Source organism: Prosthecobacter sp. (assembly GCF_034366625.1).
In the GTDB taxonomy this organism is placed as follows: domain Bacteria; phylum Verrucomicrobiota; class Verrucomicrobiia; order Verrucomicrobiales; family Verrucomicrobiaceae; genus Prosthecobacter.
On the sequence record NZ_JAXMIH010000024.1, the window covers coordinates 64692 to 88087 of the forward strand.

Annotated in this window: 23 protein-coding genes and 1 other RNA gene; 7 read left to right on the forward strand and 17 right to left on the reverse strand. The window is 61.6% G+C overall.

The genetic code is table 11. The annotated features are described in order from the left end of the window. Positions 1-11: 11 nt before the first annotated feature. The 3 genes from U1A53_RS23845 to ssrA form a co-directional block, all read right to left on the reverse strand. On the reverse strand, positions 12-1265 hold the full coding sequence (locus U1A53_RS23845; protein WP_322284383.1) for an NAD(P)/FAD-dependent oxidoreductase: 1254 nt from the start codon (positions 1263-1265) through the stop codon (positions 12-14). Positions 1266-1343: 78 nt separating this feature from the next. After that, the gene (locus U1A53_RS23850; protein ID WP_322284384.1) at positions 1344-2798 is read right to left on the reverse strand and encodes a DUF1501 domain-containing protein; all 1455 of its coding nucleotides are present in this window, start codon (positions 2796-2798) and stop codon (positions 1344-1346) included. Positions 2799-2933: 135 nt separating this feature from the next. Next, positions 2934-3285, reverse strand: a transfer-messenger RNA (tmRNA) gene (ssrA, locus tag U1A53_RS23855). Positions 3286-3445: 160 nt separating this feature from the next. Here ssrA and cysS point away from each other — a divergent pair. The 3 genes from cysS to U1A53_RS23870 all read left to right on the forward strand — a co-directional run bounded on the left by cysS (position 3446) and on the right by U1A53_RS23870 (position 6870). Next, positions 3446-4855, forward strand: a complete 1410-nt coding sequence (cysS, locus tag U1A53_RS23860) for a cysteine--tRNA ligase (protein ID WP_322284385.1) — start codon at positions 3446-3448, stop codon at positions 4853-4855. Between the two features lie 14 nt (positions 4856-4869). Further along, positions 4870-5487, forward strand: coding sequence for a DUF1080 domain-containing protein (locus U1A53_RS23865; protein ID WP_322284386.1), 618 nt, complete (start codon positions 4870-4872; stop codon positions 5485-5487). A 66-nt stretch (positions 5488-5553) separates the two neighbouring features. Further along, positions 5554-6870: a DUF1552 domain-containing protein gene (locus U1A53_RS23870; protein ID WP_322284387.1), complete on the forward strand. Its 1317-nt coding sequence runs from the start codon at positions 5554-5556 to the stop codon at positions 6868-6870. Between the two features lie 9 nt (positions 6871-6879). On the opposite strand, the gene U1A53_RS23875 is transcribed toward U1A53_RS23870, so the two are convergent. The 7 genes from U1A53_RS23875 to U1A53_RS23905 form a co-directional block, all read right to left on the reverse strand. Further along, on the reverse strand, positions 6880-8418 hold the full coding sequence (locus U1A53_RS23875; protein ID WP_322284388.1) for a hypothetical protein: 1539 nt from the start codon (positions 8416-8418) through the stop codon (positions 6880-6882). A 5-nt stretch (positions 8419-8423) separates the two neighbouring features. Then, complete coding sequence (locus U1A53_RS23880; protein WP_322284389.1) at positions 8424-9326, reverse strand: hypothetical protein; 903 nt, start codon at positions 9324-9326, stop codon at positions 8424-8426. Positions 9327-9365: 39 nt separating this feature from the next. Then, positions 9366-10814 (reverse strand): MotA/TolQ/ExbB proton channel family protein, encoded by a 1449-nt coding sequence (locus U1A53_RS23885; protein ID WP_322284390.1) that lies wholly within the window; start codon positions 10812-10814, stop codon positions 9366-9368. Between the two features lie 94 nt (positions 10815-10908). Continuing rightward, entirely contained in the window at positions 10909-11754 is an 846-nt protein-coding gene (gene ftsY, locus U1A53_RS23890; RefSeq protein WP_322284391.1) for a signal recognition particle-docking protein FtsY, read from the reverse strand. Continuing rightward, positions 11755-12207, reverse strand: coding sequence for a transcription antitermination factor NusB (nusB, locus tag U1A53_RS23895; protein ID WP_322284392.1), 453 nt, complete (start codon positions 12205-12207; stop codon positions 11755-11757). Positions 12208-12211: 4 nt separating this feature from the next. Then, the gene (gene ribH / locus U1A53_RS23900) at positions 12212-12715 is read right to left on the reverse strand and encodes a 6,7-dimethyl-8-ribityllumazine synthase (RefSeq protein ID WP_322284393.1); all 504 of its coding nucleotides are present in this window, start codon (positions 12713-12715) and stop codon (positions 12212-12214) included. A gap of 4 nt (positions 12716-12719) precedes the next feature. Further along, positions 12720-13934, reverse strand: coding sequence for a bifunctional 3,4-dihydroxy-2-butanone-4-phosphate synthase/GTP cyclohydrolase II (locus U1A53_RS23905; protein WP_322284394.1), 1215 nt, complete (start codon positions 13932-13934; stop codon positions 12720-12722). Positions 13935-14068: 134 nt separating this feature from the next. Here U1A53_RS23905 and hprK point away from each other — a divergent pair, with 134 nt between their 5' ends. Continuing rightward, complete coding sequence (gene hprK, locus U1A53_RS23910; protein WP_322284395.1) at positions 14069-15037, forward strand: HPr(Ser) kinase/phosphatase; 969 nt, start codon at positions 14069-14071, stop codon at positions 15035-15037. Between the two features lie 21 nt (positions 15038-15058). Beyond that, positions 15059-15331: an HPr family phosphocarrier protein gene (locus U1A53_RS23915; RefSeq protein WP_322284396.1), complete on the forward strand. Its 273-nt coding sequence runs from the start codon at positions 15059-15061 to the stop codon at positions 15329-15331. A 9-nt stretch (positions 15332-15340) separates the two neighbouring features. Here the strand turns inward: U1A53_RS23915 and U1A53_RS23920 are convergent, their stop codons facing one another. The 6 genes from U1A53_RS23920 to U1A53_RS23945 all read right to left on the reverse strand — a co-directional run bounded on the left by U1A53_RS23920 (position 15341) and on the right by U1A53_RS23945 (position 19964). Continuing rightward, the gene (locus tag U1A53_RS23920) at positions 15341-15604 is read right to left on the reverse strand and encodes a hypothetical protein (protein ID WP_322284397.1); all 264 of its coding nucleotides are present in this window, start codon (positions 15602-15604) and stop codon (positions 15341-15343) included. A gap of 100 nt (positions 15605-15704) precedes the next feature. Beyond that, positions 15705-16097 (reverse strand): 30S ribosomal protein S9, encoded by a 393-nt coding sequence (gene rpsI / locus U1A53_RS23925; protein WP_322284398.1) that lies wholly within the window; start codon positions 16095-16097, stop codon positions 15705-15707. Between the two features lie 23 nt (positions 16098-16120). Next, the gene (gene rplM, locus U1A53_RS23930) at positions 16121-16552 is read right to left on the reverse strand and encodes a 50S ribosomal protein L13 (protein WP_322284399.1); all 432 of its coding nucleotides are present in this window, start codon (positions 16550-16552) and stop codon (positions 16121-16123) included. Positions 16553-16761: 209 nt separating this feature from the next. Continuing rightward, positions 16762-17472, reverse strand: a complete 711-nt coding sequence (locus U1A53_RS23935) for a hypothetical protein (RefSeq protein ID WP_322284400.1) — start codon at positions 17470-17472, stop codon at positions 16762-16764. 197 nt (positions 17473-17669) lie between these two features. Further along, the gene (locus tag U1A53_RS23940; protein ID WP_322284402.1) at positions 17670-18440 is read right to left on the reverse strand and encodes a hypothetical protein; all 771 of its coding nucleotides are present in this window, start codon (positions 18438-18440) and stop codon (positions 17670-17672) included. A 129-nt stretch (positions 18441-18569) separates the two neighbouring features. Further along, on the reverse strand, positions 18570-19964 hold the full coding sequence (locus tag U1A53_RS23945; RefSeq protein WP_322284404.1) for a PQQ-binding-like beta-propeller repeat protein: 1395 nt from the start codon (positions 19962-19964) through the stop codon (positions 18570-18572). A 225-nt stretch (positions 19965-20189) separates the two neighbouring features. Here U1A53_RS23945 and U1A53_RS23950 point away from each other — a divergent pair, with 225 nt between their 5' ends. Together U1A53_RS23950 and U1A53_RS23955 are read left to right on the forward strand one after the other, a co-directional pair. Continuing rightward, complete coding sequence (locus U1A53_RS23950) at positions 20190-20534, forward strand: hypothetical protein (RefSeq protein ID WP_322284405.1); 345 nt, start codon at positions 20190-20192, stop codon at positions 20532-20534. Positions 20535-20884: 350 nt separating this feature from the next. Beyond that, positions 20885-22213, forward strand: coding sequence for an ammonium transporter (locus U1A53_RS23955; RefSeq protein ID WP_322284406.1), 1329 nt, complete (start codon positions 20885-20887; stop codon positions 22211-22213). 265 nt (positions 22214-22478) lie between these two features. Here the strand turns inward: U1A53_RS23955 and U1A53_RS23960 are convergent, their stop codons facing one another. After that, positions 22479-23387: a hypothetical protein gene (locus tag U1A53_RS23960; RefSeq protein ID WP_322284407.1), complete on the reverse strand. Its 909-nt coding sequence runs from the start codon at positions 23385-23387 to the stop codon at positions 22479-22481. Positions 23388-23396: the final 9 nt, after the last annotated feature.

Genomic DNA, 23396 nt, shown 5'->3' on the forward strand with positions numbered 1-23396 from the left:
TAGCGACGTCCTCAGCCGATCTCGATGGGTTTCGCCAGCGAGAAACGCTTCTGAAGCCACACGAGGGCAAAGAAGATGCGCAGACGCCACCAGGTGGCGAAGGACATGCGAGTGCGGCCTGCAAGTGCGCAGTTGATGGCGCAGACCATGCGGAACTTGTTGCTGGGCTGGAAGAAAAGCTGCGCGAAGTGCTTGGTGTAGAATTTTTCGATGAACTGCCAGAAGCGGCTCACATTCCTGCGCGTGGACCATTCATAGTGGCGCATGGCAAAGGTCATCGTCTTGCCAGCGGTGAGCGCGGCATGCACGACTTTTGAGCCGCGCTGTCCGCTGGACATGGCGAGCATGACGCCGCTGGAGAAAATGGGGTCGATGAAGCCGGAAGCGTCCCCCACACGCACGACGCGGTCGGAGACGAGCTTGCGGTTCGTATAGGAGAAGTCGCTGAGCACATGGCCTTGCGAGATCGACCTGGCGTTGATCATGCGATCCTGCACGGTCTTGGTCGTGAGCACGGCGTCATCGAAAACGGCCTGGGGGGCCATGTTCAGCGCCTTGAAGTCCGCCTGGTCCAATACAAGGCCGACGCTGGTCTTGTCATCCTCCAGCGGGATCATCCAGAACCATGAGTTTTTCCGGCGGATGATGAGGATGTCGCCTTTTTCCTCGCCCTCGGTCATTTGCACGCCGCTGTAATGGCCGAAGATCGCGATCTTTTTGTGGCCCGGATAGTAGTCGCGAAGTTTTTCTCGATTGGCGGTGAAGTTGGTCAAACCGCTGGCATCGACGAGGAACGCGGCCTGCGCCTCGTGCTCGCTGCCGTCCTTGGTACGGAACTTGATCGTAACACGATCCTTTTCGATGCGATGCTCGGTGACGAGCGCCTCCTCGCGCACCTCCGCGCCAAGCTCCTCGGCATGGCGGAGCAGGATGTCATCAAACTTCGCACGCTCGACCTGGATGGACTCGGGGAACTCGGTGAAGGAGCCTTGGGAAAAATTCAGCCGGGTGCGGATAGAACCGTCGCCCATCCAGAACTGCGCACCGCGCTTCACCATGAAGCCTGCGGCTTCGATCTTCGGCCACACGCCCAGATCTTCAAAGACAGCGCGATTGTAGGGCAACAAGGACTCGCCGATGTGAAAACGCGGAAACTTTTCCTTCTCCAGAACGAGCACCTTCCGGCCCGCCTGACGCAATGTGGAGGCCGCCGTCGATCCCGCAGGCCCGCCGCCGATGATGATGACATCCCAAGTTGTGTTCATGAATGACGATGAATTGGCATCTCCTACGCCTGCCGCAAGGGAAAGTCCGTCATTCGTTGGCTCACGACTGATTTTCTGCTACGCCCTGATCTTGGTGTACGGATTCCCCTCGTTCATGTCGATTCGTTCTGGGCGACCTTTGTGGGTGTAAACGAGGCGGGTGTGGTCGATGCCCATGAGATGGAGAATCGTGGCGTGCAGGTCGTGGACGTGAAGTTTGTCCTCGACGGCGCGGAGGCCGAGGTCGTCGGTGGTGCCGATGGTGGTGCCGGCTTTGACGCCGCCGCCTGCCATCCACATGGTGAAGCCGGTGGGGTTGTGGTCGCGGCCGTCGCCTTTCTCGCTCATCGGCGTGCGGCCGAACTCGCCGCCCCAGATGACTAGCGTTTCATCAAGCAGTCCGCGGGATTTGAGATCGCGCAAGAGACCAGCGACGGGCTTGTCCTGCTCACCGCAGTATTTGGTGTGGTTGGCTTCGATCTTGTCGTGCGCGTCCCACTTGCTGCCGCTGCCGTGGTAGAGTTGGACGAAGCGCACACCGCGCTCCACGAGGCGACGCGCCAACAAGCAGTTGCGGCCCATGACTTCTGTCTTCGGGTCGTCGATACCGTAGAGTTGTTTGATCGCTTCGGATTCGCCGCGGAGATCGACAGCCTCGGGCGCCTCGGACTGCATGCGGAAGGCCAGCTCGTAGGCGCGAATGCGGGCGTCGAGTTCCGTGTTGTCGGTGCGGGTGCCGCCGAAATCGCGGTTCAACTTGTTGAGGAAACCGAGTTTGCCTTTTTGACGTGCTTCAGAGATGCCTTTGGGCGTGGCGAGGTTGGAGATCGGTGTCGTGCCGCCCTCGAACTCGACGCCTTGATAAGTCGCGGGCATGAAGCCGGAGCCCCAGTTGCGCACGCCGTTCACGACCTGCGTTTCGGTGTCCTTGATGACGACAAAGGCAGGCAGGTTGCGGTTTTCGGTGCCAAGGCCGTAGTTCACCCAGGAGCCGAGCGATGGACGACCGCCAAAGATGCTGCCGGTGTTCATCTGGCACACGCCGCCGGCATGATTGATGCCATTGGAAACGCAGGAGCGGACGACGCAGAGGTCGTCGGCCAGTTGCGCGGTGTGCGGCAGCCAGTCGGAGATCCACAGGCCGCTCTGGCCGTGCTGCTTCCACTCGCGCTTGTCAGCGAGGAGTGGCGCGCGGCTTTCGCCCATCGCCGTGATGACGGTGCCGAAGCTGTCTGGCAACGACTGCCCGGCGAGTTGGCGGAGGAGTGGTTTCGGGTCAAACAGGTCTATGTGACTCGGCCCACCCTCCATGAAGAGGAAAATCACGCTCTTCGCCTTGCCCGCCTTGTGAGCAAGCTTCGATGCCTGCGGCGTGCCCGGCTTGCCACCTGTGTCACCCAGCGCGGCCATGAGCGGCGATTCGCCCATGAGTGCCGAGAGCGCCAGCGCGCCAAAGCCTGCACCGCCACGGCGGAGGACGTCACGGCGGTTGGTGAGGAGTTCGTGGTGAGGAACGAGGGGAGGCTGGTTCATGACAGAAAAAGGTCTTGAGGCGCAGATTTTGGACAGGAAACTTCATCGCAAAAATTGCTCCACCTTTAGACGACGCCAGTTGGCTGGGTCTGTCGTCTCGGAGCCTTGATTGAATGGCATCGCGAGATCTGAAAATGGTGGAGGCGAGGGGAGTTGAACCCCTGTCCGAATAACCGTTGCCCGTAGCGTCTCCATGCTCAGTCTCATGTTTGGTCTCGGTGGGAGGCGGCGTGAGACAGCCTACTCTTCACCCAGCGTCCTGTTTGATCTCGTTTGTGACCCGGTCGCCCGGCCGCCAAACCAGCCTGGTAGTGGCATCATTCAGGCTACCAGACATCGCCTGAAGGATGTCGCGGGGCTTAAGCCGCGAGTGCTAGCTCGTTAGAGTTTGCATTTGTGTTTTTGATCCGGTTATTAACGAGGCCAACGAATCATCCTCGGCATGCAGCTCCGAACTAAGGCTACCCGTCGAAACCAGTACGCCCCCGTTTTGGAGAGGACCAGAATACGGCCCACGGCGCAAAGAGCAAGTGATGCCTTGAAGCAAAGTGCCAAGGGCGGAGAGCGAAGGGATTCCTCCGCACCGATCCACCGGCTCTCTTTGTCCTTTGCCCTTCGCCCTTTGCTTGCCATTCTCCTCCGCCCGCATGCCCACCCATCTGACCCTCCACGACACGCTGACCCGCACCGACCGCGAAGTGACACCGCTCGACGGCCAAACGCTGCGTTTCTACTGCTGCGGCCCCACGGTCTATGGCCCGGCACACATCGGTAATTTCCGCACCTTCGTGTCCCAGGACGTCATGCGCCGTGTCGTTGAGGCGTCCGGCACCCCTACCCTGCATGTGCGCAACATCACCGACGTGGACGACAAAACGATCCGCGACTCGCAGAAGGCGGGACAATCGCTTACCGACTTCACGCGTGGCTGGACACAGAAGTTTCATGCCGATTGTGATGCGCTGAACCTGCTGCGCCCGCACATTGAGCCCAGCGCCGTGGCGCACATTTCGCAGCAGATCACGATGATCGAAAAACTCATCGCCAACGGCCACGCCTATGCCGCCGCAGATGGCAGCGTGTATTTCCGTGTCTCGTCGTTCAAGGACTACGGCAAGCTCAGCCACCTCGAAGACCGCGAACTGCGTCTCGGAGCCAGCGAAGCGGCCAGCGCGACGGACAGCGACGAGTACACGAAGGATTCCCTCACCGACTTTGCCCTCTGGAAGGCCCGCAAGCCCGAAGACGGCGCCAATTTCTGGCCCAGCCCGTGGGGCGAAGGCCGTCCCGGTTGGCACCTTGAGTGCAGCGCCATGATTCTCGAATACCTCGGTGAGGATTTCGACCTCCACAGCGGCGGGGTCGATTTGATCTTCCCGCATCACGAAAACGAGATCGCGCAGAGCTGCTGCAGCACGCATGGGCACTTTGCGCATCACTGGATGCACGTCGCGCACCTCATGGTCGATGGCGGCAAGATGAGCAAGAGTCTCGGCAACCTCTACACGCTCGAAGACCTCGCCCAACGCGGCTACAGCGCTGTTGAAGTGCGCTACGTCCTCATCTACGGCCACTATCGAGCGCCGCTGAACTTCACCATGCACAGCCTCGACTCCGCGCGTCAGGCACTGCAAAAACTGGCGAAAGTTGACAAGGCTCTCGCGGCTTCATCTCCAAGTCTCCAAATCTCCGAGTCTCCAGGTCTTTTCCAGGACGCCTGGGAAACGCTGCTCAAAGACCTCAACGTTCCCGGCGCCCTCGGCTCCATCTTCGGCACGCTGAACAAACTCAAGCCTGCCGCCCTCTCGCCCGAAGAAGCCGCCGCCACGCGCAACGGCCTGCATTTCATGCTTCAGGCGCTCGGCATCATCCTTCCGCCCGTTGCTGAAGAATCCACGGCTGAAGTCCCTGCCGACATCCAAGCGCTCGCTCAACAGCGCTGGGATGCCAAACAGGCGAAAGACTGGGCCACGGCGGATACGTTGCGAAAGCAGCTCGAAGCCGCCGGCTGGCTCATCAAGGACAGCAAGGAAGGATTCACCATCGTCGCCAAGTAACACACCACCCAACCATGAAACACATCGCCCTCCTCCTCGCCCTCGCCGTTTCCACCCTGCACGCCGAAGATTGGACGCCGGAAGCCGGCTTCACCTCGCTCTTCAACGGCAAAGACCTCACCGGCTGGTGCTTCCGCGCGAAGACCAAGAAGGACGAGCCGAATCCGGGCGCGATCCTGGAAAAGCACGATGGCAAGACCGAGGCGGCAGACGCGGGCCGCTACATCGTGAAGGACGGTGCCATCGCAGTCACCTTTCCCACGGAGGCGGACAAGCTCACCGGGCAGATTTACACGGTGGCTGAGTTTCCGAAGAATTTTGTGCTCAAGCTCGAATTTCGCGCCAGCGTGAATGCCGACAGCGGCGTCTTCATCCGCAAGCCACAGCTTCAATGTCGTGACTACCTTGTGGCTGGTCCCTACAAAGATCTGAAGCAGTACAAGCCGCAGGAGTGGAACCAGATGGTCGTCGAGGTGAAGGACGGCGTGGCTCATTGCACCTGCAATGGTGAAGTCCTCGAAGCCGCTCTCGCGCTGCCTGCCACCGGCCCCATCGGCCTCGAAGGGGATCGTGGCGTGATGGAATACCGTCACATTCAAATCAAGGAACTGGAAGCCAAAACGCTGCCGTAAGTTCGCCATCACACACCGCCTTGAGCGCAAGATGAGCGCCTCCGGCTCGTAGCAGTTTCACCCCCCATGAAACACCTCCATCGTCGTCAATTCCTCCGCGACCTCGGCATCTCCGCCGGGGCGCTGCCGTTCCTCGCCGGACTGCCAAGCATCACGGGCGCGCCCGCGCCGCAGAAGCGTCAGAGGCTGGTGATCATGTTCTCGCCGAACGGCACGTTGCCGAATGAGTTCTGGCCAGATCAAGAAGGCGCGGATTTCAGCTTCAAGACGATCTTGAAGCCGCTGGAGAGCTTCAAAGACCGCATGCTGATCCTGCATGGCATCGCCAACAAAGTGAAGGGCGATGGCGACAGCCACATGCGCGGAATGAGTTGCCTCCTCACCTGCGATGAGCTGCTCAAAGGCAATATCATGGGCGGCGGTGGCAATCCGGCGGGCTGGGCCAGCAACATCTCCATCGACCAGGAAATAAAGAACTTCCTCCAGCGCCGTGCGGAGACAAAAACGCGCTTCGGCTCGCTCGAATTCGGCGTGGCAGTGCCGGAGCGTGCCGATCCATGGACACGCATGAGTTATGCGGGCGGGAATCAGCCCGTCGCGCCCATTGATGATCCGCATCAGGTGCTGAAGAAGGTTTACGGCAAGATGAAAGACAAGGAGAGCCTCGTGAGCATCCTCGATGACGTGCGCGAGGACTTGAAGCGCGTGTCCTCCAAGCTCAGCGCCCGCGACAAGGCGCTGCTGGACCAGCACATGACGCTTGTGCGCGGTTTGGAGCAGGATTTGGTTGAGGCGGACAAGCAGGGCAAGCTCAGCCATCCCGTGCCGCAGGTCGATCCGAGCATCGAACTCGTGAACGACAACACGCCGCAGATCAGCCGCATTCAGATCGACCTCCTGGTCAATTCACTCGCCAACGACATGGCCCGCGTCGCGACACTGCAATACATGCGCAGCGTGGGCATGGCGCAGATGCGCTGGCTCGGCGTCGAGGAAGGCCACCACAGCCTCTCGCACGATCCTGACGACAAAAAGGACAGCTACGAGAAACTGATGAAGATCAACACCTGGTTCGCGGGTGAGTTCGCTTACATGGCGAAGCGTCTCAGCGAAACACCCGAACCATCTGGCGAAGGCAGCATGCTCGATAACACCTTGCTCGTCTGGACCAACGAACTCGGCAAAGGCAACAGCCACACGCTCGACAACATCCCCTACGTCATGGTCGGCGGCGGTTTCGGCTTCAAAATGGGCCGCAGCCTCAAATTCGACAAAGCCGCGCACAACCGCCTGTGGATGTCCGTCGCGCATGCCATGGGCCATGATTTGCAGACCTTCGGGAAGAAGGAGCTGTGCGAAGGCGGAGCGCTGCAGCTCGGCTAAGCCACATGATCAATCCAGCGAGCGTTTCGGTGGGGCGATGGTCACTGCGGCAGGGACTCCAGCCCCGGTGCGAACCGCGGAAGGCGCCAGACGCTGCACTTCGTAACCGGGAATGTTCAAAGCGAGGTCGAGCTTGGCGAGGAACTCCCAGGTGGCGGCGACACCGACTTCATCGGCGATTTTGCGGGCTTCGAGATAGGCTTCGAAGGCATCCGGCATGACCTGGAAGATGGCAACGCCGTTGGGATCGGCCTTGATGTCGCGCATGAGGCGGATGTAGGCGGAGTTCGGCTGCTTCATGGCCTCGATGGTTTCGCCACCACCGCCTTTCGGCGTGAGGGCGAGCTGCACGAGGCTGGCGGCGGGAAGGATCTTCGGCTCGAAGGCGTAGGAGCCGGCGATGAGCGGGTTGGTGGCGGCACGCTGGAGCAGGGCCTGGATGCGGGTGGCATCGTAGATGGTGCGTGCCTTGCTGGCATCCTCGATGCCCTTGAGCTTGCCGAGATCGAGGAAGTAGCCGGCGACATCCTTGGGATTGGCTTTGACCTCCTGTGTGTTCGTTCCCCAGGAGAAGGTGATCTTGCCCGCAGCAGCGGTGGCTTTGATCACGGGCTTCAATGGATCACGAGAGGGCTCGAGTTTCACCCACTTGGAAACATCGCCTTTGGCAGCAGCGGCGACGGCCTCGGCAACGACAGGCACGGTCTGACGTGTGGGCACGGCGATGTCGGCGAGCGCGGCGAGCAGTTGTTTCGTGGGAACGATGCCTGCATCAGACAGCGCCTTGTAACCCTGTGCGGAATGCTCGATTTGCACACGATCGACCAGTCCGGCGATCTCCGGCCAGGCCTTCTGTGCGTTCGCAGGCGAACCCAGGATGCCTTCGAGCAGTTTGGCAAAGAGCGGGTATTCCACCTTCTGGTATTCCAACTGCGATTTCACCTTTTCCATGCCATCGAGAATGGGCTGGAGGAATTTGGTCTGATTGAAGCTGATCACGCCCTGCTTGGCGACGAGGATGCGCGTTTCGACCGGCTTTTCGGGATAGGCACGCGGATTGGGGAGGCGAACGTACGTTGGAGGCGGCGGCTTGAACTCGGGCGTCTGATCGAGCAATGCCTTGAGGCGTTCCACCTCGGTCAGGATCTTGTCGGTCTCAGTTTTGCTGAGCTCCCGCTCCTTTTTGCGTTCCTCGAGCTGCTTCTTGAAGACATCCAGATCCATGAACTTCATCTTCGCCTGCAGATCGGAGGTATCGACGGTCTTGAGGTCCTCGATGGCTTTTTTCAGGTCTGTTTCGGCCTGCTGCTTCTTTTTCTCGACCTCCTCCGGAGTCTCGAGCTTGGGCAGCTCTTTGACCTGCTCGACGATTTTCTGAAGTTCCTCCGGCGTGACGGGCGGCAGGTCAGAGAGGACTTTCTTGACAGCGCTGGCCACGCTGAGACCGACCATGACGAGCACGATGATGAGTACGCCGACGACGTTCGTCATGGTGTCCATCAAAGCGACGAACGGCAGTTCCTGCTCCTCGTGTTTGCGTTTCGACATGGTGGTCAGGTGGTTTTCTTCGGCACCTCAGGGGGAGTTGCGGGCGGGGGTGCGGCTGGCGGGGGCGGAACTTTGCCGCGATATTTGTCAAACATGGCGAGATCGAGCACGCCGCGTCCGGGGATGGGCAGCTTGCCCACACGTACCTTGTATTCGTTCTCCGCCCGGCCGGCTCCGTTGTTGAAGGCACCCTGCCCGTCGTCTCGAATGAGAAACAGCACGAGCGCTTTGGGATTCTTCGCCACCTCGGTGAGGAAGTGATTGTAGGCCACGTCGGCGACGACAACCTCGGCGGTGGCGCTGAGGCGGTAGTCCTCCCCCCAGGCCCCGAGAACTTTCAAACCGCTGCCGCTGGCCTCGACGAAATAAACCTTGGTGTCCTCGGCCATGCCGCTGCCTGAAGGCTGCACGACCACCGGCGGAATTTTTTTGTCCGCCGGCACATCGCGCTTTTTGAGCTCGGCCATCAGCGTCGCGATCTCTTTCTTGCTCTCGACCTGCTGCTTTTTCATGCCTTCGATTTCCAGCATCAGGTCGTCCAGCTCCTTCTGCATCTGCTGGCTGATCTTGAGGTTCGCCTCCTGGATGTCCTTGGAGGTGGAGAGCAGTTTGCGCAGCTTGATGAAGCGCTGCTCTTTTTCATCGATCTGTTTCTGCAGTTCTTCGAGAGTGGCGAGCTTCTCCTTGACCACGATCTCCTGCGCCTTGTTTTCCACGATCTCCTGGCGCATGCGCTTGGCATCCTGCGCCATCTTAATATCCTCCTCCGTGCGCCCCTCCGTCTGCTGCGTCTGCGAGACACAGAGCACGACGATGATGAGGATCAGCACGCCGATGAGCGAGCACAGGATGTCCAGGAACGGGACCAGGAGGATCTCGTCTTTGGCGGCTTGACGGCGCTTTGCCATGGCAATTCAGGAGTGGAAACGGGGCCGGGTGTCACATGATCAACTGAACCAGCCCTTCTTTTTGACTTGGTGAATCATGATCTGCTTGCCGCCCAGATCGGAGAGCAGCGTGTTCAAAGACTGGATGCCGCTGGCGAGCGCACGTGTGTAGTCCGTGGTCGTCTTGACGCTGTCCTTCACGGCGTTGGTCAGATCGTCGCGCATGCGGTTGAGGGCGGTGGCGAACTCGGCATCGACGCGCTCCTGGTGCGCTGCGGCGCGTTTGTCCAGGTTGTCGGCCTGTTCTTTGACCTGCTTTGAAAGCGCGTTGAGATCGACCAGGAAGTCTTTCTGGGCGGCCGCCACGGCCTTGACCAGCGTCTCCATGATTCCGGAAGTTTCCCCGCCGGCAATGCTGCCGCCGTCATTGAGGCGCGGGAGCAGCACTTCATTGCAGAATGCGTCGATGTCGTTGAGGCAGTCATCCTCCGCCTTCATCATGGTGTTCAGCGGGAAGTTCAGCGTCATCGCCAGCACGAGGCCGAGCAGGGTCGCGTCGAACGCGGTGCCGAGACCGCCGGTCACCTCGCCCAGTGTGGCGGTGACCTGTTTCAGATCGGTCATGTTGCCAAAGTTCATCCCGCCGATAGCGTGGGACAGACCGATGACCGTGCCGATGAAGCCCAGGATCGGGATCGCCCACAGGAACGCTTTAAGCAGCGCGTAGCTGCCGCCGATGCGCATGCCGTCGATGTCCGACTGGCTGGAGAGCATGCTCGATACATCGCCCGCATTCTGTTTCACCTCGAAGAGTTCCAAGGCCTTGCGCATGCGGTTCACCATCATGCTGTCGCGCAGGCTGCGTGGCAGCTTGTAGAGGTTGTCGATAAAGCCGCCCACATTGTCGCGGTTGATCTCCGCACCCATCTCCCACGGCAGCACGTCGAGCAGCAGCGCCTTGCGTTGATGCTTGAGCTTCTGCCACTTCAAATACAGGATCGACATCGCCCAGGTGAAGAAGAGCGTGTTCATGAAGCTCACCGCCATGTGCTTGAAGAACAGCGAGGCCACAAACTGCATGCCGGTGTATTCAGCCGGAGAGACGCTCTCGGGTGCCTGGAACGGATACAGAATGCCCACCCAGGCCAGGAACAGGACGAAGCCGATGCTGAAACTCAGGATGCCGCTTGGATTCGTCGGATCGATTTCCTCCCAGCCTCCGCGCTCGCCGCGATGTTCACTGACGGGTGTGTCGGAGTGTTGTTGTTCTGGTGAGGTGGCACCATGCTCATATTCGGCCCCAAAGGCGTCGTTATCCGTCGAGGGTGGCGTCACACCGCTGGGAGCCGGCAGTCCCGAAGGTGCTGGCAGGCCGGAGGGCGGCGGCGGAGTGGCAGCGCTGGCAGGAATGCTCAGCTTGGTGTTGCAGCCGGGACAGCGGACGATTTTACCGGCCATTTCAGGCTCGGCCTTGAGCTGCATGTCACATGTGGGGCATTTGAACTTCACGGATGATTTCCTCCTGGATAAATGAGAATTGAAAACAAGGGCAGTGGTACGTAGCGGAAAACCGACTCAATCGCCAAGTTGTTTCTTGGGGTGATCAAAGCAGTTCTTCAACAAATCGTTTCGAGTCGAACGGCTGAAAATCTTCCACTCGCTCACCGAGGCCGACAAAGCGGGTGGGGATGGCGAGTTCCTGCTGGATGGCGACGAGGATGCCGCCTTTGCCGCTGCCGTCGAGCTTGGTGACGATGACACCGGTGAGCGGGATGGCCTTGTGAAACTCGCGGGCCTGCTGGAGCGCATTGGAGCCGGTGGTGGCATCGACGACGAGCAGCACCTCGTGGGGGGATGTGTCGTCCTTGCGGCCGAGGATGCGACGGATCTTTTTCAGCTCCTCCATGAGGTTGTGCTTGGTGTGCAACCGTCCGGCGGTGTCGCAGATGAGGAAATCAGCCTGCGTTTTGAGCGCCAGCTCGTAGCCCTCAAAGCAGACAGAGGCGGGATCGCCGTTGGGCGGACCTTTAACGAGCGGGATCTTCAAGCGCTCGGACCAGACGGTGAGCTGCTCGACGGCGGCGGCACGGAAAGTGTCGGCGGCGGCGAGAACGACCTTGTGGCCGCGCTGATGGAGGATGTGGGCGAGTTTGGCGGTGCTGGTGGTCTTGCCGGTGCCGTTCACGCCGACGATCAGCAGCACTTTCGGCTTTCCAGCGATGGGTTCGATGCCAGGAACCGTTTCCGGCAGGATTTGGCGCACATGCTCGCGTGTCACCTGCACGATATCGGCCCCATGCAGAGTGCGCTGGCGTGATTTGAGATCATTCACGATCTGCAGGGCCAGACGCGGCCCAAGATCACCGGCGACGAGGGATGCTTCCAGCTCGTCCCAGTCGATGTCGGGCTTGGTAAAGCGCTGGAGGAGTGATTTGAAGAAACCGGCCATCTACTCAGGATTGGAGATTGGAGATTTGGAATGTGAGATGTCGCCCGGCTTGCGCAACGCACGGGCCAGCTTGTCGAGCACGCCGTTGACGAAGGAGCCGGATTCGCCGGCACTGAGAGCCTTGGCAATGTCGATGGCCTCGTTGAGAATGACGGGCGCGGGCACATCCAGGCAGTACAGCAGCTCGTAGGAGGCCACACGGAGCACGTTGCGGTCCACGGCGGCGAGGCGCTCGAGCCGGAAGTTTTGGACGAGACTCATGATGTGCGCATCGATCTCGTCTTGATGATCAATGACCCCCTTGATGAGGCTTTCGGCATAGGCGCGCGTGGATGCCTTCGCGCTATGCAGCGTCCAGAACGCCTCGGCGTCCTCCGGCTTCTGCTCACCTTGGAGATCTCTGGAAAACAGGAATTGAATGGCGGCTTCGCGGCCGTCGCGGCGTTTTCCCATGATGTTAGGCGTGGTCGATGGGTTCGCCGGCAAAGCTGGCCTTCATTTTGCCGAACAGGTTGATCATTTTGACGCAGGTCTGCGCGGCTTCCGTGCCGCGGTTGATGGTGGCGCCGAGGCAGCGCTCCTCCGCCTGCTCCTCGCTGCTGACGAGCAGCACTTCATGAATGACGGGGATGCAGTGCCTGACGGCCATCTGCTGCAGGGCATCGGTGACGGAAGCGCCGACGAGATCGGCATGCTCGGTGGAGCCGCGAATGATGACGCCCAAAGTGATGACTGCATCAGGCGCGCTGCCACGCAGGACATGCTCGACACACACCGGAATCTCAAAGGCACCGGGAACACGATAGACATCCACCGAGGCATTCGGGGCGATGACCTCGATTTCTTCCTTGGCGGCATTGAGCAGGCCCTGGACGAACTGGTTGTTGTACAAGGAGGCGACGATCGCGATGTTGACCGGCTCCTGGGTTGGGCGCGGACGGCTGGAGGCGTAATTGGACATGCGGCTAAAGTTTGTGGCCCATCTTTTTCTTCTTTGTTTCGAGATAGCGGGCGTTCTCGGGCTTGGGCGTGGATTTGACGGGGACCTGCTCGACGATTTCGAGCTTATGGCCTTCAAGCCCGACGACTTTGCGCGGGTTGTTGGTCATGAGCAGGATTTTGCGCACGCCGAGATCGGAGATGATCTGCGCACCGATGCCGTAGTCGCGCAGGTCCATGGGGAAGCCGAGTTTGATGTTGGCCTCGACGGTGTCGAGCCCCTGTTCCTGGAGCTTGTAGGCCATGATCTTGCCATGCAGGCCGATGCCGCGTCCTTCGTGACCGCGCATGTAAACGATGATCCCCTTCCCGGCTTTGGCGATGTGCTGCATCGCGGCATGAAGCTGGCTGCCACAATCGCAACGACGTGAGGCGAAGATGTCGCCGGTGAGGCATTCGCTATGCACGCGGACGAGTATCGGCTCGTCAGGAGTGATGTCGCCCATGACGAGGGCGATGTGATGCACGCCGTCGAGGCTGCTCTTGTAGAGATGCAATTTGAAGTCGCCGAAGTCGGTGGGCATATCGACGACTTCGATTTTTTCGACCAGTTTCTCACTCAGGCGGCGATGCGCGATCAAATCGGCGATGCTGCCCATCTTGAGGCCGTGCTTCTTCGCAAACTTCTTCAAATGGGGCAGACGAGCCATGGTGCCGTCCGGGTTCATGATCTCGATGAGCACACCAGCTTCACGCAAACCGGCGAGACGGGCGAGATCGACGGCGGCCTCGGTATGACCGGCACGGCGGAGGACGCCACCGGGTTTGGCAACGAGTGGATTGATATGTCCGGGCTGCACCAGATCTGCGGCGGTGCTCTTTGGATCAGCGAGCAGGCGGATCGTGCGGGTGCGGTCAGCGGCGCTGATGCCGGTGGAGATGCCTTGGGCGGCATCCACGGTGACGGTGAAGTCGGTGCGGAAGGCTTCGCGGTTTTCCGGCACCATGCTGGCCAGATTGAGGCGCTGGGCGATTTCGAGCGAGACGGGCACGCACAGCATGCCGCCGCCCTGCCGCACCATGAAGTTCACCATCTCCGCAGTGATCTTTTCCGCCGCGCAGATCAGGTCGCCCTCGTTTTCGCGGTCCTCGTCATCGGTGACGATGACCATGCGGCCAGCGCGAATGTCTGCGATGACAGACTCCACGGAGTCGAAGACGGATTCCTTTTTGCGAGGCATGGGAGGGGTGGAAAAGAGCGAGTACCGCAGGCTGCGGCGTCAGGGGGTGGATGTTTTAGCCGATCGGGGACTGTTTTCCAGTGCGAGTTGGTTTTTCGTTGCCGTCGCAGAGAGGCTTCGCGTAATGTCGCCCCATGCCGCCCACTCCCAAGATCAAGCGCCCGTCCTCGGTGACGGTGGAGGAGTTCTTCCGTGTGAACGAGAAATCGCTCAAGTTGAAGCTGGTGGGCAGCGATGTGGGCTTTGCCCGCAAGATCAGCGAACCCTCGGTCAACCGCCCAGGCCTGGCCCTCTCGGGCTTTTTCACGTATTTCGCCTACAAGCGTGTGCAGGTTATCGGCAACTCGGAGCACTCCTTCCTTGAGGGCCTGGATCCAAAGCTGCGCGCGGCCCGCTTCAGCCAGCTCTGCTCCTGGGACATTCCCTGCCTGGTGATCGCCCGCAGCCATCGCATCGGGGACGAGTTGATCGAGATCGCCAACAGCGCGGGCATCTCCGTGTTCCAGACGAACATGATGACGATGAAGTTTCTCAATACGGCCACCATCAAGCTGGAGTGGGCCTTTGCCCCGAACATGCTGGTACATGGCTGCTTGGTGGACGTGCAGGGCATCGGTGTGCTGATCCAGGGTGACAGCGGCTGTGGCAAGAGTGAAAGTGTCATCGGACTGCTGCAACGCGGCGGGAGCCTGGTGGCGGACGATGCCGTGCGTCTCCGACTGGTGGAAGATCGCGAAGTGGTCGGCTCCGCCCCGGACATCACCCGCGGGATGATCGAGATCCGCGGTCTGGGCATCCTCAATGTGGCGGCGATCTTCGGCGTGAGTGCCGTCCGCCTGAGCAAACGGCTGGATTTGATCGTGGAACTGGTGCGCGGCGCGAAGACGGAGGATCTGGAACGTGTGAGCGCGAGCGCGGATTCGCACGACATCATGGGCATGAAAATCGGGCGCGTCACGCTGCCGGTGGAGCCGGGCCGGGATGTGGCGGGCTTGATCGAACTGGCCGCCATTAATTTTAAACTGCGCACTTTCGGCTATGACAGCGCGGTGGAGTTCGACCAAAGGTTGTTGAAAAAGATGACGGATGAACAATTAGGTTAACTGTAGCGCCACCTGACCACCATGAGCATCCAAAAAGAACTCACGATCCGCAACAAAATGGGCATGCACGCACGCCCGGCGGCGCAGTTCGTCAAACGCGCGAGCAAATATCAATGCGACGTGTGGGTGGAGAAGGATGACGAGCCGGTGAACGGCAAGAGCATCATGGGCCTGATGATGCTGGCCGCCGGACGCGGCGAAACGATCAAGATCATTGCCGATGGCAACGATGCCGAGGCGGCGGTGGCCGACCTCGAAGAGCTCGTCACCTCAGGCTTTGGCGACGTGGAGTGACGCAGGGCTTTATTTGACGTCTTTCTTCGGATCCTCGGCCGGCCGCGGTGACACGCGGATTTCTGCACCGCCTTGAGGCTCCGGTGCCCGGTCCTTGAGCATCTCCAGCATCATCACGCCGATGACATAAACGAGTCCGCCGCCGAGCCCGGCTGCGATGGCGATAAACCGCCGCTGCCAGGTGTGCTCCCGGTCGATGGCATACCAAAAACGCATGCACAGCAGCATCCACAGGATGCTGGCACCGAGAACGAGGAGGTGGCCGGAACTCATGACGGACAGTTTGGAACGAGTTTGCACCACCAGCGATAAAAAAAACAAAACCCCGCACACGGCGGGGCTTTGCACACATCGAGCTGAAAACTGTGACGGCTTAACGCTTCGAGAACTGGAAGCGCTTGCGGGCGCCTGGGCGGCCGGGCTTCTTACGTTCCTTGGCGCGGGAGTCACGGGTGAGCAGACCGTTCTGCTTGAGCACGCCGCGGAGCTCAGGATTCACGCCGATCAGCGCACGGGCGATGCCGAGACGCACGGCACCCACCTGGCCGGTGCTGCCGCCACCACTGGCGTTCACTTTGAAATCGTAGGTCTGGCGGGAGTTGGTGAGAGCCAGCGGGAACAGAATCTGATTCTGAAGGGCGACAGTCGGGAAGTATTCTTCGAAGTCACGTCCGTTGACGGTGATGCTGCCGGAACCTTCGAGGATGAAGACGCGGGCGATGGCGGTCTTGCGGCGGCCGGTGGCGGTTTTGAGAGGTTTGCTCATGCGATGGGAACGATTGAAAAAAATTAAGCGACGGCGAAAGGCTTCGGATTCTGCGCCTCATGCGGATGCGCGGCACCCGTGTAAATCTTGAGCTTGCCCATGATGGCGCGGCCCAGGCGGGTGTGAGGGACCATGCCCTTCACCGCACGCTCGACGAGAAGCTCCGGACGACGTGCGCGCACGCGCTCGACGTTTTCGATCTTCTGATTGCCGACGTAGCCGGCCTTCGAGGTGTAAATCTTCTGCTGCTCCTTTTTGCCGCTGAGGCGGACTTCCGCGGCGTTCAGGACGACCACGAAGTCACCGGTATCGACATGCGGGGTGAACGTGGGCTTGGTCTTGCCGCGCAGGAGATTGGCGGCGGCGACTGCGACGTCTCCAAGAATCTGATTCTTGGCGTCGATGACCCACCATGTGGGGTTTTGCTCCTGGGCTTTGGCTGAAAACGTCTTCATTGAGTGCTGTGTACGAGAGAACTTCCGACTGGGGAAGAAGGGGCCGCGATAGTAGGGGGACTGACCGGGGTGTCAAGATCGAAAACCAAGTTGTTCACAGGGAAAAATCAACGCTCCTCCATGCCAGCGTGCTTTCCACCCTTGGCAGTGCCCAAACTGGAGCGCATTCCGCATTGGCTCGCAGCGCGCCATGCTGCTCGGCTCCTCCCTCAACTGATCAGCAGCAGCCGCGCCGGATCACCGGGCACGGTTTCCGGCGCGCGGTGCAGACACGGCGGCACCGGACAGCCGGGCCACTCCGTGGCGATGCGCCACAGGTGGCCGAGACCGAAGGAAATCGGCCGCGCCTGCGGCAGGGGCGCGTAGTGCAGGTCGTAGCAGTGCTCGCTCAAGAACTCGCCGAAGGCCGCGTCATCCACTCCGCCGTACACTTGCAGCAGTTCAGCGCGGGTCTCGGGAATGTCCACACGCCGTCGCGCCTCGTCGTTACGCAGGCCCTCGCTCGCCGCCCCGTGATAGGTGCATAGATAAGTGTCCGCCTCCACCGTCGCGCTGTCCGCGTGGAAGGAATACACATCCGTCGGCACCGGCCCCGGTTCCTCGTCGCGCGGGTAGAGGTGGATGCAGTTCAGCTCTGGGACCAGACCGTGCTCCCGCAGCCGTCGCAGGTCGTCGAGCATCACCTTGATTGCCGCCCGGCCCGCCGCACTCACCGGCAGCACCAGGAGTTGCGCCTCATCCAGCGGCATGATCCCCTCGCCCTCGCCCAGCCGCGCCACCACCTCGCCGAAATCCCCCGTCAGCGCACGCTCCCAGCACAGCGCGTTCACCCCCTCGGCCAACGGCGTCGTCACCAACTCCTCAAAACTCCGCACCCGCCGGATGCGGGCGTAGTCGGCTGGCAGGGGAAACGGCGTCATGCGTGAGACAACCAAGAACCGGTCCAAGGGTCAAGAAGGGTGTCAATGAATCCGTGTCTCATCGTCCGCCGTCAACCGCCCACCAATAACCAGTGCGTCAGTGCTCAGTCAAACCGCTCCCCATCTCCTCCACTCCCCCTCTCTGCTTTCAGCCTTTCAGCCTCTCAGCCTCTCAGCCTCTCAGCTTTTCAGCTTTCCTATTTCCCCTTCCGCTCCGTGTAGGCGCGATTAGCGGAAATGGCGTAGCGCTGTTTCTTCGCGTTCACGGGATACACCCACTCCGCGCGCACGGCGTTCACCCTCACCTCCGTCAGGCCTGCCACAAAGATCCGGTCCGGATGGGTCTGCTTGATGCCCTCCACCTTCATCAGTCCGCTGCTGAGGCTGTGTTTGCCCGGCAGTTCCACCATCACGATCGGCCAAGCGTCACACTGCGCGCCCTCCGCCGTCACCTGCCGCACCTCGATGCGCATCTTGATCTTCTCGCGTTCGATTTGCTTGATGGCCGCATGCTCGGCCTTCTGCTGGTTCAGCAGCGCCGCCATCGCCGCCTTGCTCTGCTCCGCCTCCGCCAGCGCCCGGATGCGCCGCTCCCGCACCGTCGGCAGCTCCGCCGCCGACGCATGCGGATCAAAGCCGTGCACTTCCTGCAGCAGCAGCGGCATTTCGATCAATGGCAGCGTCGCCACCCCCGTCGCATGCTGGAAGCTGATCTGGCTCGCCGTCACCTTCGTCACCCGCACTTCACGAAAGGTATCGCCGCGTACCGTGCAGACCCACCGGTAGCGCCCCGGTTCCCCCGTCTCCCCCACGCTGCTTTCTTGTGTCAGCGTTTCAGCTTGTCCATTTTCAGTTTTTCCGCTGCCTGCTTTTCCGCCGTCTGCCTTCCCCTCCCGCAGGGGCGTCAGGGAGAACAGCAGCAGCCAGAGAAGCCTCCTCAGCATGCCGGGATAAAAAGCGGGAATCATGACCACACATCAGAACCCCAAAACCCGCCGAATGTTACACGCCCGCCGTTCGTTCTTCGCCATCTCTCCACCACTCCGCTTCTCCAAGTTCCCCTTCCCTTTCAGAGCGCGGAGACTCCACTCCCCCCATCACTCCGCATTGGCTCGCCCGTTCCCCACGCGATACAGCGCCAGCTCCGTGCGGATGAGCAAATCGTGGTCGCACACCGCCATGGAGGCCAGGGTCTTCTCCTTCAGCTCGCTGGTGGCCACCACCTGCAGCGTCTTGCCCGGCTTCACCACGGCGGACGCGCCCTTCTCATCGATCGCGTAGATCAGGCCGTCGGCATACAGCAGCGAGGCGGAGCTCGGGCCGAGCAGACGCTCTTCGAAATGCACCGTGTTCGTCTTCGCATCGCGACACGAGAGCAGCCCGTTGTCGGCCAGCATGTACAGTTCATCGCCGATCACCAGCATGGAGGGATTGTGCGGCACATACTTCGTCTCCTGCCACACCACGTGCGTGCTCGTCACGTCGCCCTTGCCGTCTGCCTTGATCGCCAGGCCCACGGGCTTGTCATAGCCGGTGCTCATGAAGATCATGCCATGCGCAAACACCGGCCGCGGCACCACCGAGTAACCGGTGCCATACATCACATGCCAGATCTCGCTCCCGTCCTTCGGGTTCAGCGCCTGCACGATCCCGCTGCCCGCGGAGATGACCTGCTTCTGGCCTGCCACCTCGATGAGCAGCGGCGTGCAGAAGGAGAACTTGCTCTTCGCCTCCGTCGGTGGGCGGGCGATCTTCCAGCGCGTCTTGCCCGTCGCCTTGTCCAGCGCCACCACGCCCGGATCTTTGGCTCCATCCGCATCAAAGATGAGCAGATCATCCACAATCACCGGGCTGCCGCCCGTGCCGTGCTGCGGCGTGTAGCTGTTCTCCTGCGAGGTCCACAGAATCTTGCCCGCCTCGTCCAGACAGGCCGTGCCGTGATGGGAGAAATGCGCATAGAGGCGTCCCGGCTCATACACCACCGTCGGGCTCGCCTGACTGTTCTTGCCGTGCATCTTCAGCGCCGCCGGATCGGTGACCTCCAGCACTTGGGTGTCCCACACCGTCTTCCCCGTCGCCGCATCCAGGGCCATCACATGCAGGCTCACTGGCTTCGGTGCTGGCGGGGGTGCCTTGGCCTTGGCAGGAGCGGGCCGCTTCGAGGCATCACCCGGAACCGCCACCACCGGAGGCGCGACCGGTGCAGGAGCCAATACTACCGCTGCCGCAGCAGTCGGATCCACCGGCATCTCCACCGCCGTCGTGATGAAAATTCTGCCGTTCGCCACCACCGGCGACGACCAGCCTTTGCCCGCCACCTCGGAACGCCACACGATGTTCTTGTCTGGCGCCCACGCCGTCGGCAATCCCTTCGCCGTGGAAAAACCCTGCGCCGTCGGCCCGCGAAACTCCGGCCACAGCCCTTCCGCGTGAGAGGTGCCTGCCATCAGGCAGAGTCCGAGAGAGAGAAGGAAAGGAGCGCGAGTCATCATGAGAGGCAGAAGGAACGCCCCACCACCCACCAAGCTTTCGCCACGCCCGGGCTTCCAGCCAGCCTCCGGGCTCTCCCGGGCCGTTTCCGGCGGCATGGAGGCGTGTTTCTCCGGCTCAGAGTTCTTTGCCTCTGGCCCAAAGTTCTTTGCCTCCGGCTGCGAGGAACCGGGCGACCGTGCGGGGCTGACGCTTGACGACGGCGGGGCCTGACTCATGCTTGCGGCATGAAATTCGGCTTCTTTCTTCTCGTCGTGGTCGGAGCACTGGTCTTCGCGGTGCAGGTTCTCAAACGCCTGCCTTCGGACCGCTTCACCGAGGCGGCGGCGGTGGTCTCCGCCGAGGACCAGATCGAAAACGAGGCGCGGGAGTTCCTCCGCAAGCGGCTGGGCCCGCAGGTGAAGCTGGCACCGTCCAGCCGCGAGGTCATGAACGACGGCACCCTGATCGTGACCCAGGACGTGCTGTATGAGAACAGCGCGAACGCCCGCTGGTTGTTCCGCTACAGCCCGCCGCCCTACAAGCTGCTCCTCGTCACCACCGATGGCCGCACGGTGTTTGAGGGGCGCTGAGGGGACCGGGGGAAACGGCGGTTGGCAACCGCCGCTCCTTGGCAGGGCAGCGCCCCTGCGCTGCCGAAGACGGCAAACGCGAAGGTTTGACCTGGCGTTCCGCCTGCGCCCTTCGGGCTGCTTTCAGCAGTCTGTCTTGCTGCGCTCGGCTGCCCTCCGGGAGAGGAGCGTGGACGCTCCCTTCAGCTTCGGCACGACAGGAGCTGCGCAGCCAAGAAGAGACGCGGGCCGTGACCTCCTGACGATCCCTTGACCGCCTGCACGCGAACACCACCCCATCTTGCCAGTTGTCGCCGGAACAGCGCCGCCTAGCATCGGCGGTTCCCAACCTACCAGCCGCCCAACCAACCATGACCCATCCCCTGCTGAAACGCATCGGGAGCGGGGCCTCGCGGAGCTATTCCGTGATGGCCGCGCTCGTTCTCGCCACCACCTCCGCGCACGCCGCCGACGGCAGCACCATCAACAGCGGGGACACCGCCTGGCTGCTGGTCTCGACGGCCCTGGTGCTGTTCATGATGATCCCGGGACTGGCGCTGTTTTACGCCGGCCTGGTGCGGGCGAAGAACGTCCTCTCCATCCTGATGCAGTGCTTTGCGCTGACCGCCGTGCTGAGCCTGGTCTGGCTGGCGGTGGGCTACTCGCTGGCCTTTTCCGACGGCTGCCCGGTGATCGGCCGCTTCGGCAAGATGTTCCTCAGCGGCGTGACGACGACCTCGGTGCGCGCCGACTGCCCGACGATCCCGGAGCTGCTGCACTTCGCCTACCAGATGATGTTCTTCCTGATCACGCCGGGCCTGTTCATCGGCGCGTTCGCGGAGCGCATGAAGTTCAAGGCCATCCTGGTCTTCAGCATCGTCTGGAGCCTCGTGGTCTATGTGCCCTGCTGCTATGGCGTGTGGCACAAGGCGGGCGCGTTCTTCGGCCTGACGGGCGTGATCGACCTCGCGGGCGGCATTGTCGTCCACATCACCGCCGGCGTGGCGGCGCTGGTGGCCTGTGTGATGGTGGGGCCGCGCAAGGACTTCCCCAGCGCGCAATTGATGCCGCACAACCTGCCACTGACGATCACCGGCGCGGGCATGCTGTGGGTGGGCTGGTTTGGCTTCAACGCGGGCAGCCAGCTCGCGGCCAATGGCGCGGCGGCGATGACGCTCGTCGTCACGCATCTCTCCGCCTGCGCCGCCTCGGTGGTATGGATGCTCATCGAGTGGATTCGCAACGGCAAGCCGAGCGCCCTCGGCATCGCCACCGGCTCCATCGCCGGTCTGGCAGCCATCACGCCCGCCTCGGGCAAGGTGGGGCCAATTGGCGCGATCTGCATCGGCAGCATCTCGGCCCTGCTGTGCTGGCTGGCCTGTGCGAAGCTGAAGAAGAAGTTCGGCTACGATGATTCGCTCGATGTCTTCGGCGTGCATGGCGTGGGCGGCTTTGTGGGCACCGTCCTCGTCGCCGTGTTCGGCACGACGGCCTTCGCCGGCGGGCTGGGTGATTTCAGCATCGGCTCGCAACTCGTGACGCAGCTTCTGGCCTCGGTGTACACGATCCTGCTCTCCGGCATCGCCAGCTTCGCGATCCTGAAGGTGATCGACCTCACCATCGGCCTGCGCGTCACGCCCGAGGAGGAAAATCAGGGCCTCGACCTCGCCGAGCACGGCGAGGCGGCGTACAACCAGTGATGAAGTTCGCGTATCAAAACTTGCCGCACTCAGGAACCTGATTGATTGCCGCAGATTGCCTTCGGCTGTCTGGCGGCTCAGGGAATCCACAGATTGTTTCTTCTCTGAAAATCTGCGGGTTTCCTGAATCTGTGGCTAAAACTCGTGCGATCATCTCCGCCTCATTTCGCTTCCCGCTTGAGCCAGTACTCGAAGAAACGGTAGATCTGCTCGTTGGATTCCTCGTTGGGATCGTGCTTCTCGCGGTTCGTCATGGCCCCCGGCCTCAGGGCTTCGTGATCTGCACGCGATAGAACTTCTGGGTGCCAGTGGCGCTGGTGTCGGTCACGGTGCGTTCGCTGCCGTTGTCGGAGGTGGTGAAGCCGGTCAGATCCGTCCAAATGGCAGCGGGGCCGAGCGTGGGGCTGGTTTTCACGGTGTAGGTGCGATCAGGAAGGCGCGGACTGATGACGAGGCGCATCTGGCCGGGCTGATTGGGCACGGGGGCATTGTGGAGGAGGAAACGGGAGGCGGCGCTGATGGGGCTGAGGCCGGCGGTGAACTCGAAGAGGTTGGTCTGGCCGTCAAAGTCCGCGTCGATGCTAGGCTCGGCGTTGGGATTGCTCAGGCCGAAGTATTGCACCTGCCAGGCGTCGTCGAGACCGTCACCGGTGTAGCCGGGGATGTCATCCGTGTTCACATTGAGCACGGTGAGGCCGAGCGTGCCGGTGTTTCCGGCATAACTGCCCTGCGCGGTGGCCAGGGTGTCTTGATAGACGGTGCCCGCAGTGGCCAGACCGGCGGTGCTGATGCTCGTCAACGGGCCGCTCTGCACGCTCCAGGTGATGGAGGCGGTGGGCACGGCGAGGGTGGTGAGGTCATCGAGCACCTGCACGGCGCTGAGCAGCCGCGTGGCGTTTTCGCTCACGGTGGCGGGCGTGGCGGCAAGCTGTAGCCCCGTGACTTCGTAAAGCTGGCCGAGGTAGCCCGCCTTGGCCGTGGCCGCCGGCGCGGCGACGGTGGAAGTGCCGGAAATGCCGCCAGCGCTGCCATCATTCGTGTAGTTCACGCTGGTGGCGCGCTTGCCGCCGCCATCCGCAGTGTCCGTGACGACGTTGTAGTTCGTGCTGCTGCGCGGGCCAGCATGGAGTGCGGCCGTGAGCAGGAGGCTGAGAATCAGGCTGGCGATCTTCATGGCGGTGGC

Coding starts and splice junctions, on each gene's coding strand:
- U1A53_RS23845 (WP_322284383.1), bottom strand. CDS start 1,265: ATGAACACAACTTGGGATGTCATCATCATCGGCGGCGGGCCTGCGGGA.
- U1A53_RS23850 (WP_322284384.1), bottom strand. CDS start 2,798: ATGAACCAGCCTCCCCTCGTTCCTCACCACGAACTCCTCACCAACCGC.
- cysS (WP_322284385.1), top strand. CDS start 3,446: ATGCCCACCCATCTGACCCTCCACGACACGCTGACCCGCACCGACCGC.
- U1A53_RS23865 (WP_322284386.1), top strand. CDS start 4,870: ATGAAACACATCGCCCTCCTCCTCGCCCTCGCCGTTTCCACCCTGCAC.
- U1A53_RS23870 (WP_322284387.1), top strand. CDS start 5,554: ATGAAACACCTCCATCGTCGTCAATTCCTCCGCGACCTCGGCATCTCC.
- U1A53_RS23875 (WP_322284388.1), bottom strand. CDS start 8,418: ATGTCGAAACGCAAACACGAGGAGCAGGAACTGCCGTTCGTCGCTTTG.
- U1A53_RS23880 (WP_322284389.1), bottom strand. CDS start 9,326: ATGGCAAAGCGCCGTCAAGCCGCCAAAGACGAGATCCTCCTGGTCCCG.
- ftsY (WP_322284391.1), bottom strand. CDS start 11,754: ATGGCCGGTTTCTTCAAATCACTCCTCCAGCGCTTTACCAAGCCCGAC.
- nusB (WP_322284392.1), bottom strand. CDS start 12,207: ATGGGAAAACGCCGCGACGGCCGCGAAGCCGCCATTCAATTCCTGTTT.
- ribH (WP_322284393.1), bottom strand. CDS start 12,715: ATGTCCAATTACGCCTCCAGCCGTCCGCGCCCAACCCAGGAGCCGGTC.
- U1A53_RS23905 (WP_322284394.1), bottom strand. CDS start 13,934: ATGCCTCGCAAAAAGGAATCCGTCTTCGACTCCGTGGAGTCTGTCATC.
- hprK (WP_322284395.1), top strand. CDS start 14,069: ATGCCGCCCACTCCCAAGATCAAGCGCCCGTCCTCGGTGACGGTGGAG.
- U1A53_RS23915 (WP_322284396.1), top strand. CDS start 15,059: ATGAGCATCCAAAAAGAACTCACGATCCGCAACAAAATGGGCATGCAC.
- U1A53_RS23920 (WP_322284397.1), bottom strand. CDS start 15,604: ATGAGTTCCGGCCACCTCCTCGTTCTCGGTGCCAGCATCCTGTGGATG.
- rpsI (WP_322284398.1), bottom strand. CDS start 16,097: ATGAGCAAACCTCTCAAAACCGCCACCGGCCGCCGCAAGACCGCCATC.
- rplM (WP_322284399.1), bottom strand. CDS start 16,552: ATGAAGACGTTTTCAGCCAAAGCCCAGGAGCAAAACCCCACATGGTGG.
- U1A53_RS23935 (WP_322284400.1), bottom strand. CDS start 17,472: ATGACGCCGTTTCCCCTGCCAGCCGACTACGCCCGCATCCGGCGGGTG.
- U1A53_RS23940 (WP_322284402.1), bottom strand. CDS start 18,440: ATGATTCCCGCTTTTTATCCCGGCATGCTGAGGAGGCTTCTCTGGCTG.
- U1A53_RS23945 (WP_322284404.1), bottom strand. CDS start 19,964: ATGATGACTCGCGCTCCTTTCCTTCTCTCTCTCGGACTCTGCCTGATG.
- U1A53_RS23950 (WP_322284405.1), top strand. CDS start 20,190: ATGAAATTCGGCTTCTTTCTTCTCGTCGTGGTCGGAGCACTGGTCTTC.
- U1A53_RS23955 (WP_322284406.1), top strand. CDS start 20,885: ATGACCCATCCCCTGCTGAAACGCATCGGGAGCGGGGCCTCGCGGAGC.
- U1A53_RS23960 (WP_322284407.1), bottom strand. CDS start 23,387: ATGAAGATCGCCAGCCTGATTCTCAGCCTCCTGCTCACGGCCGCACTC.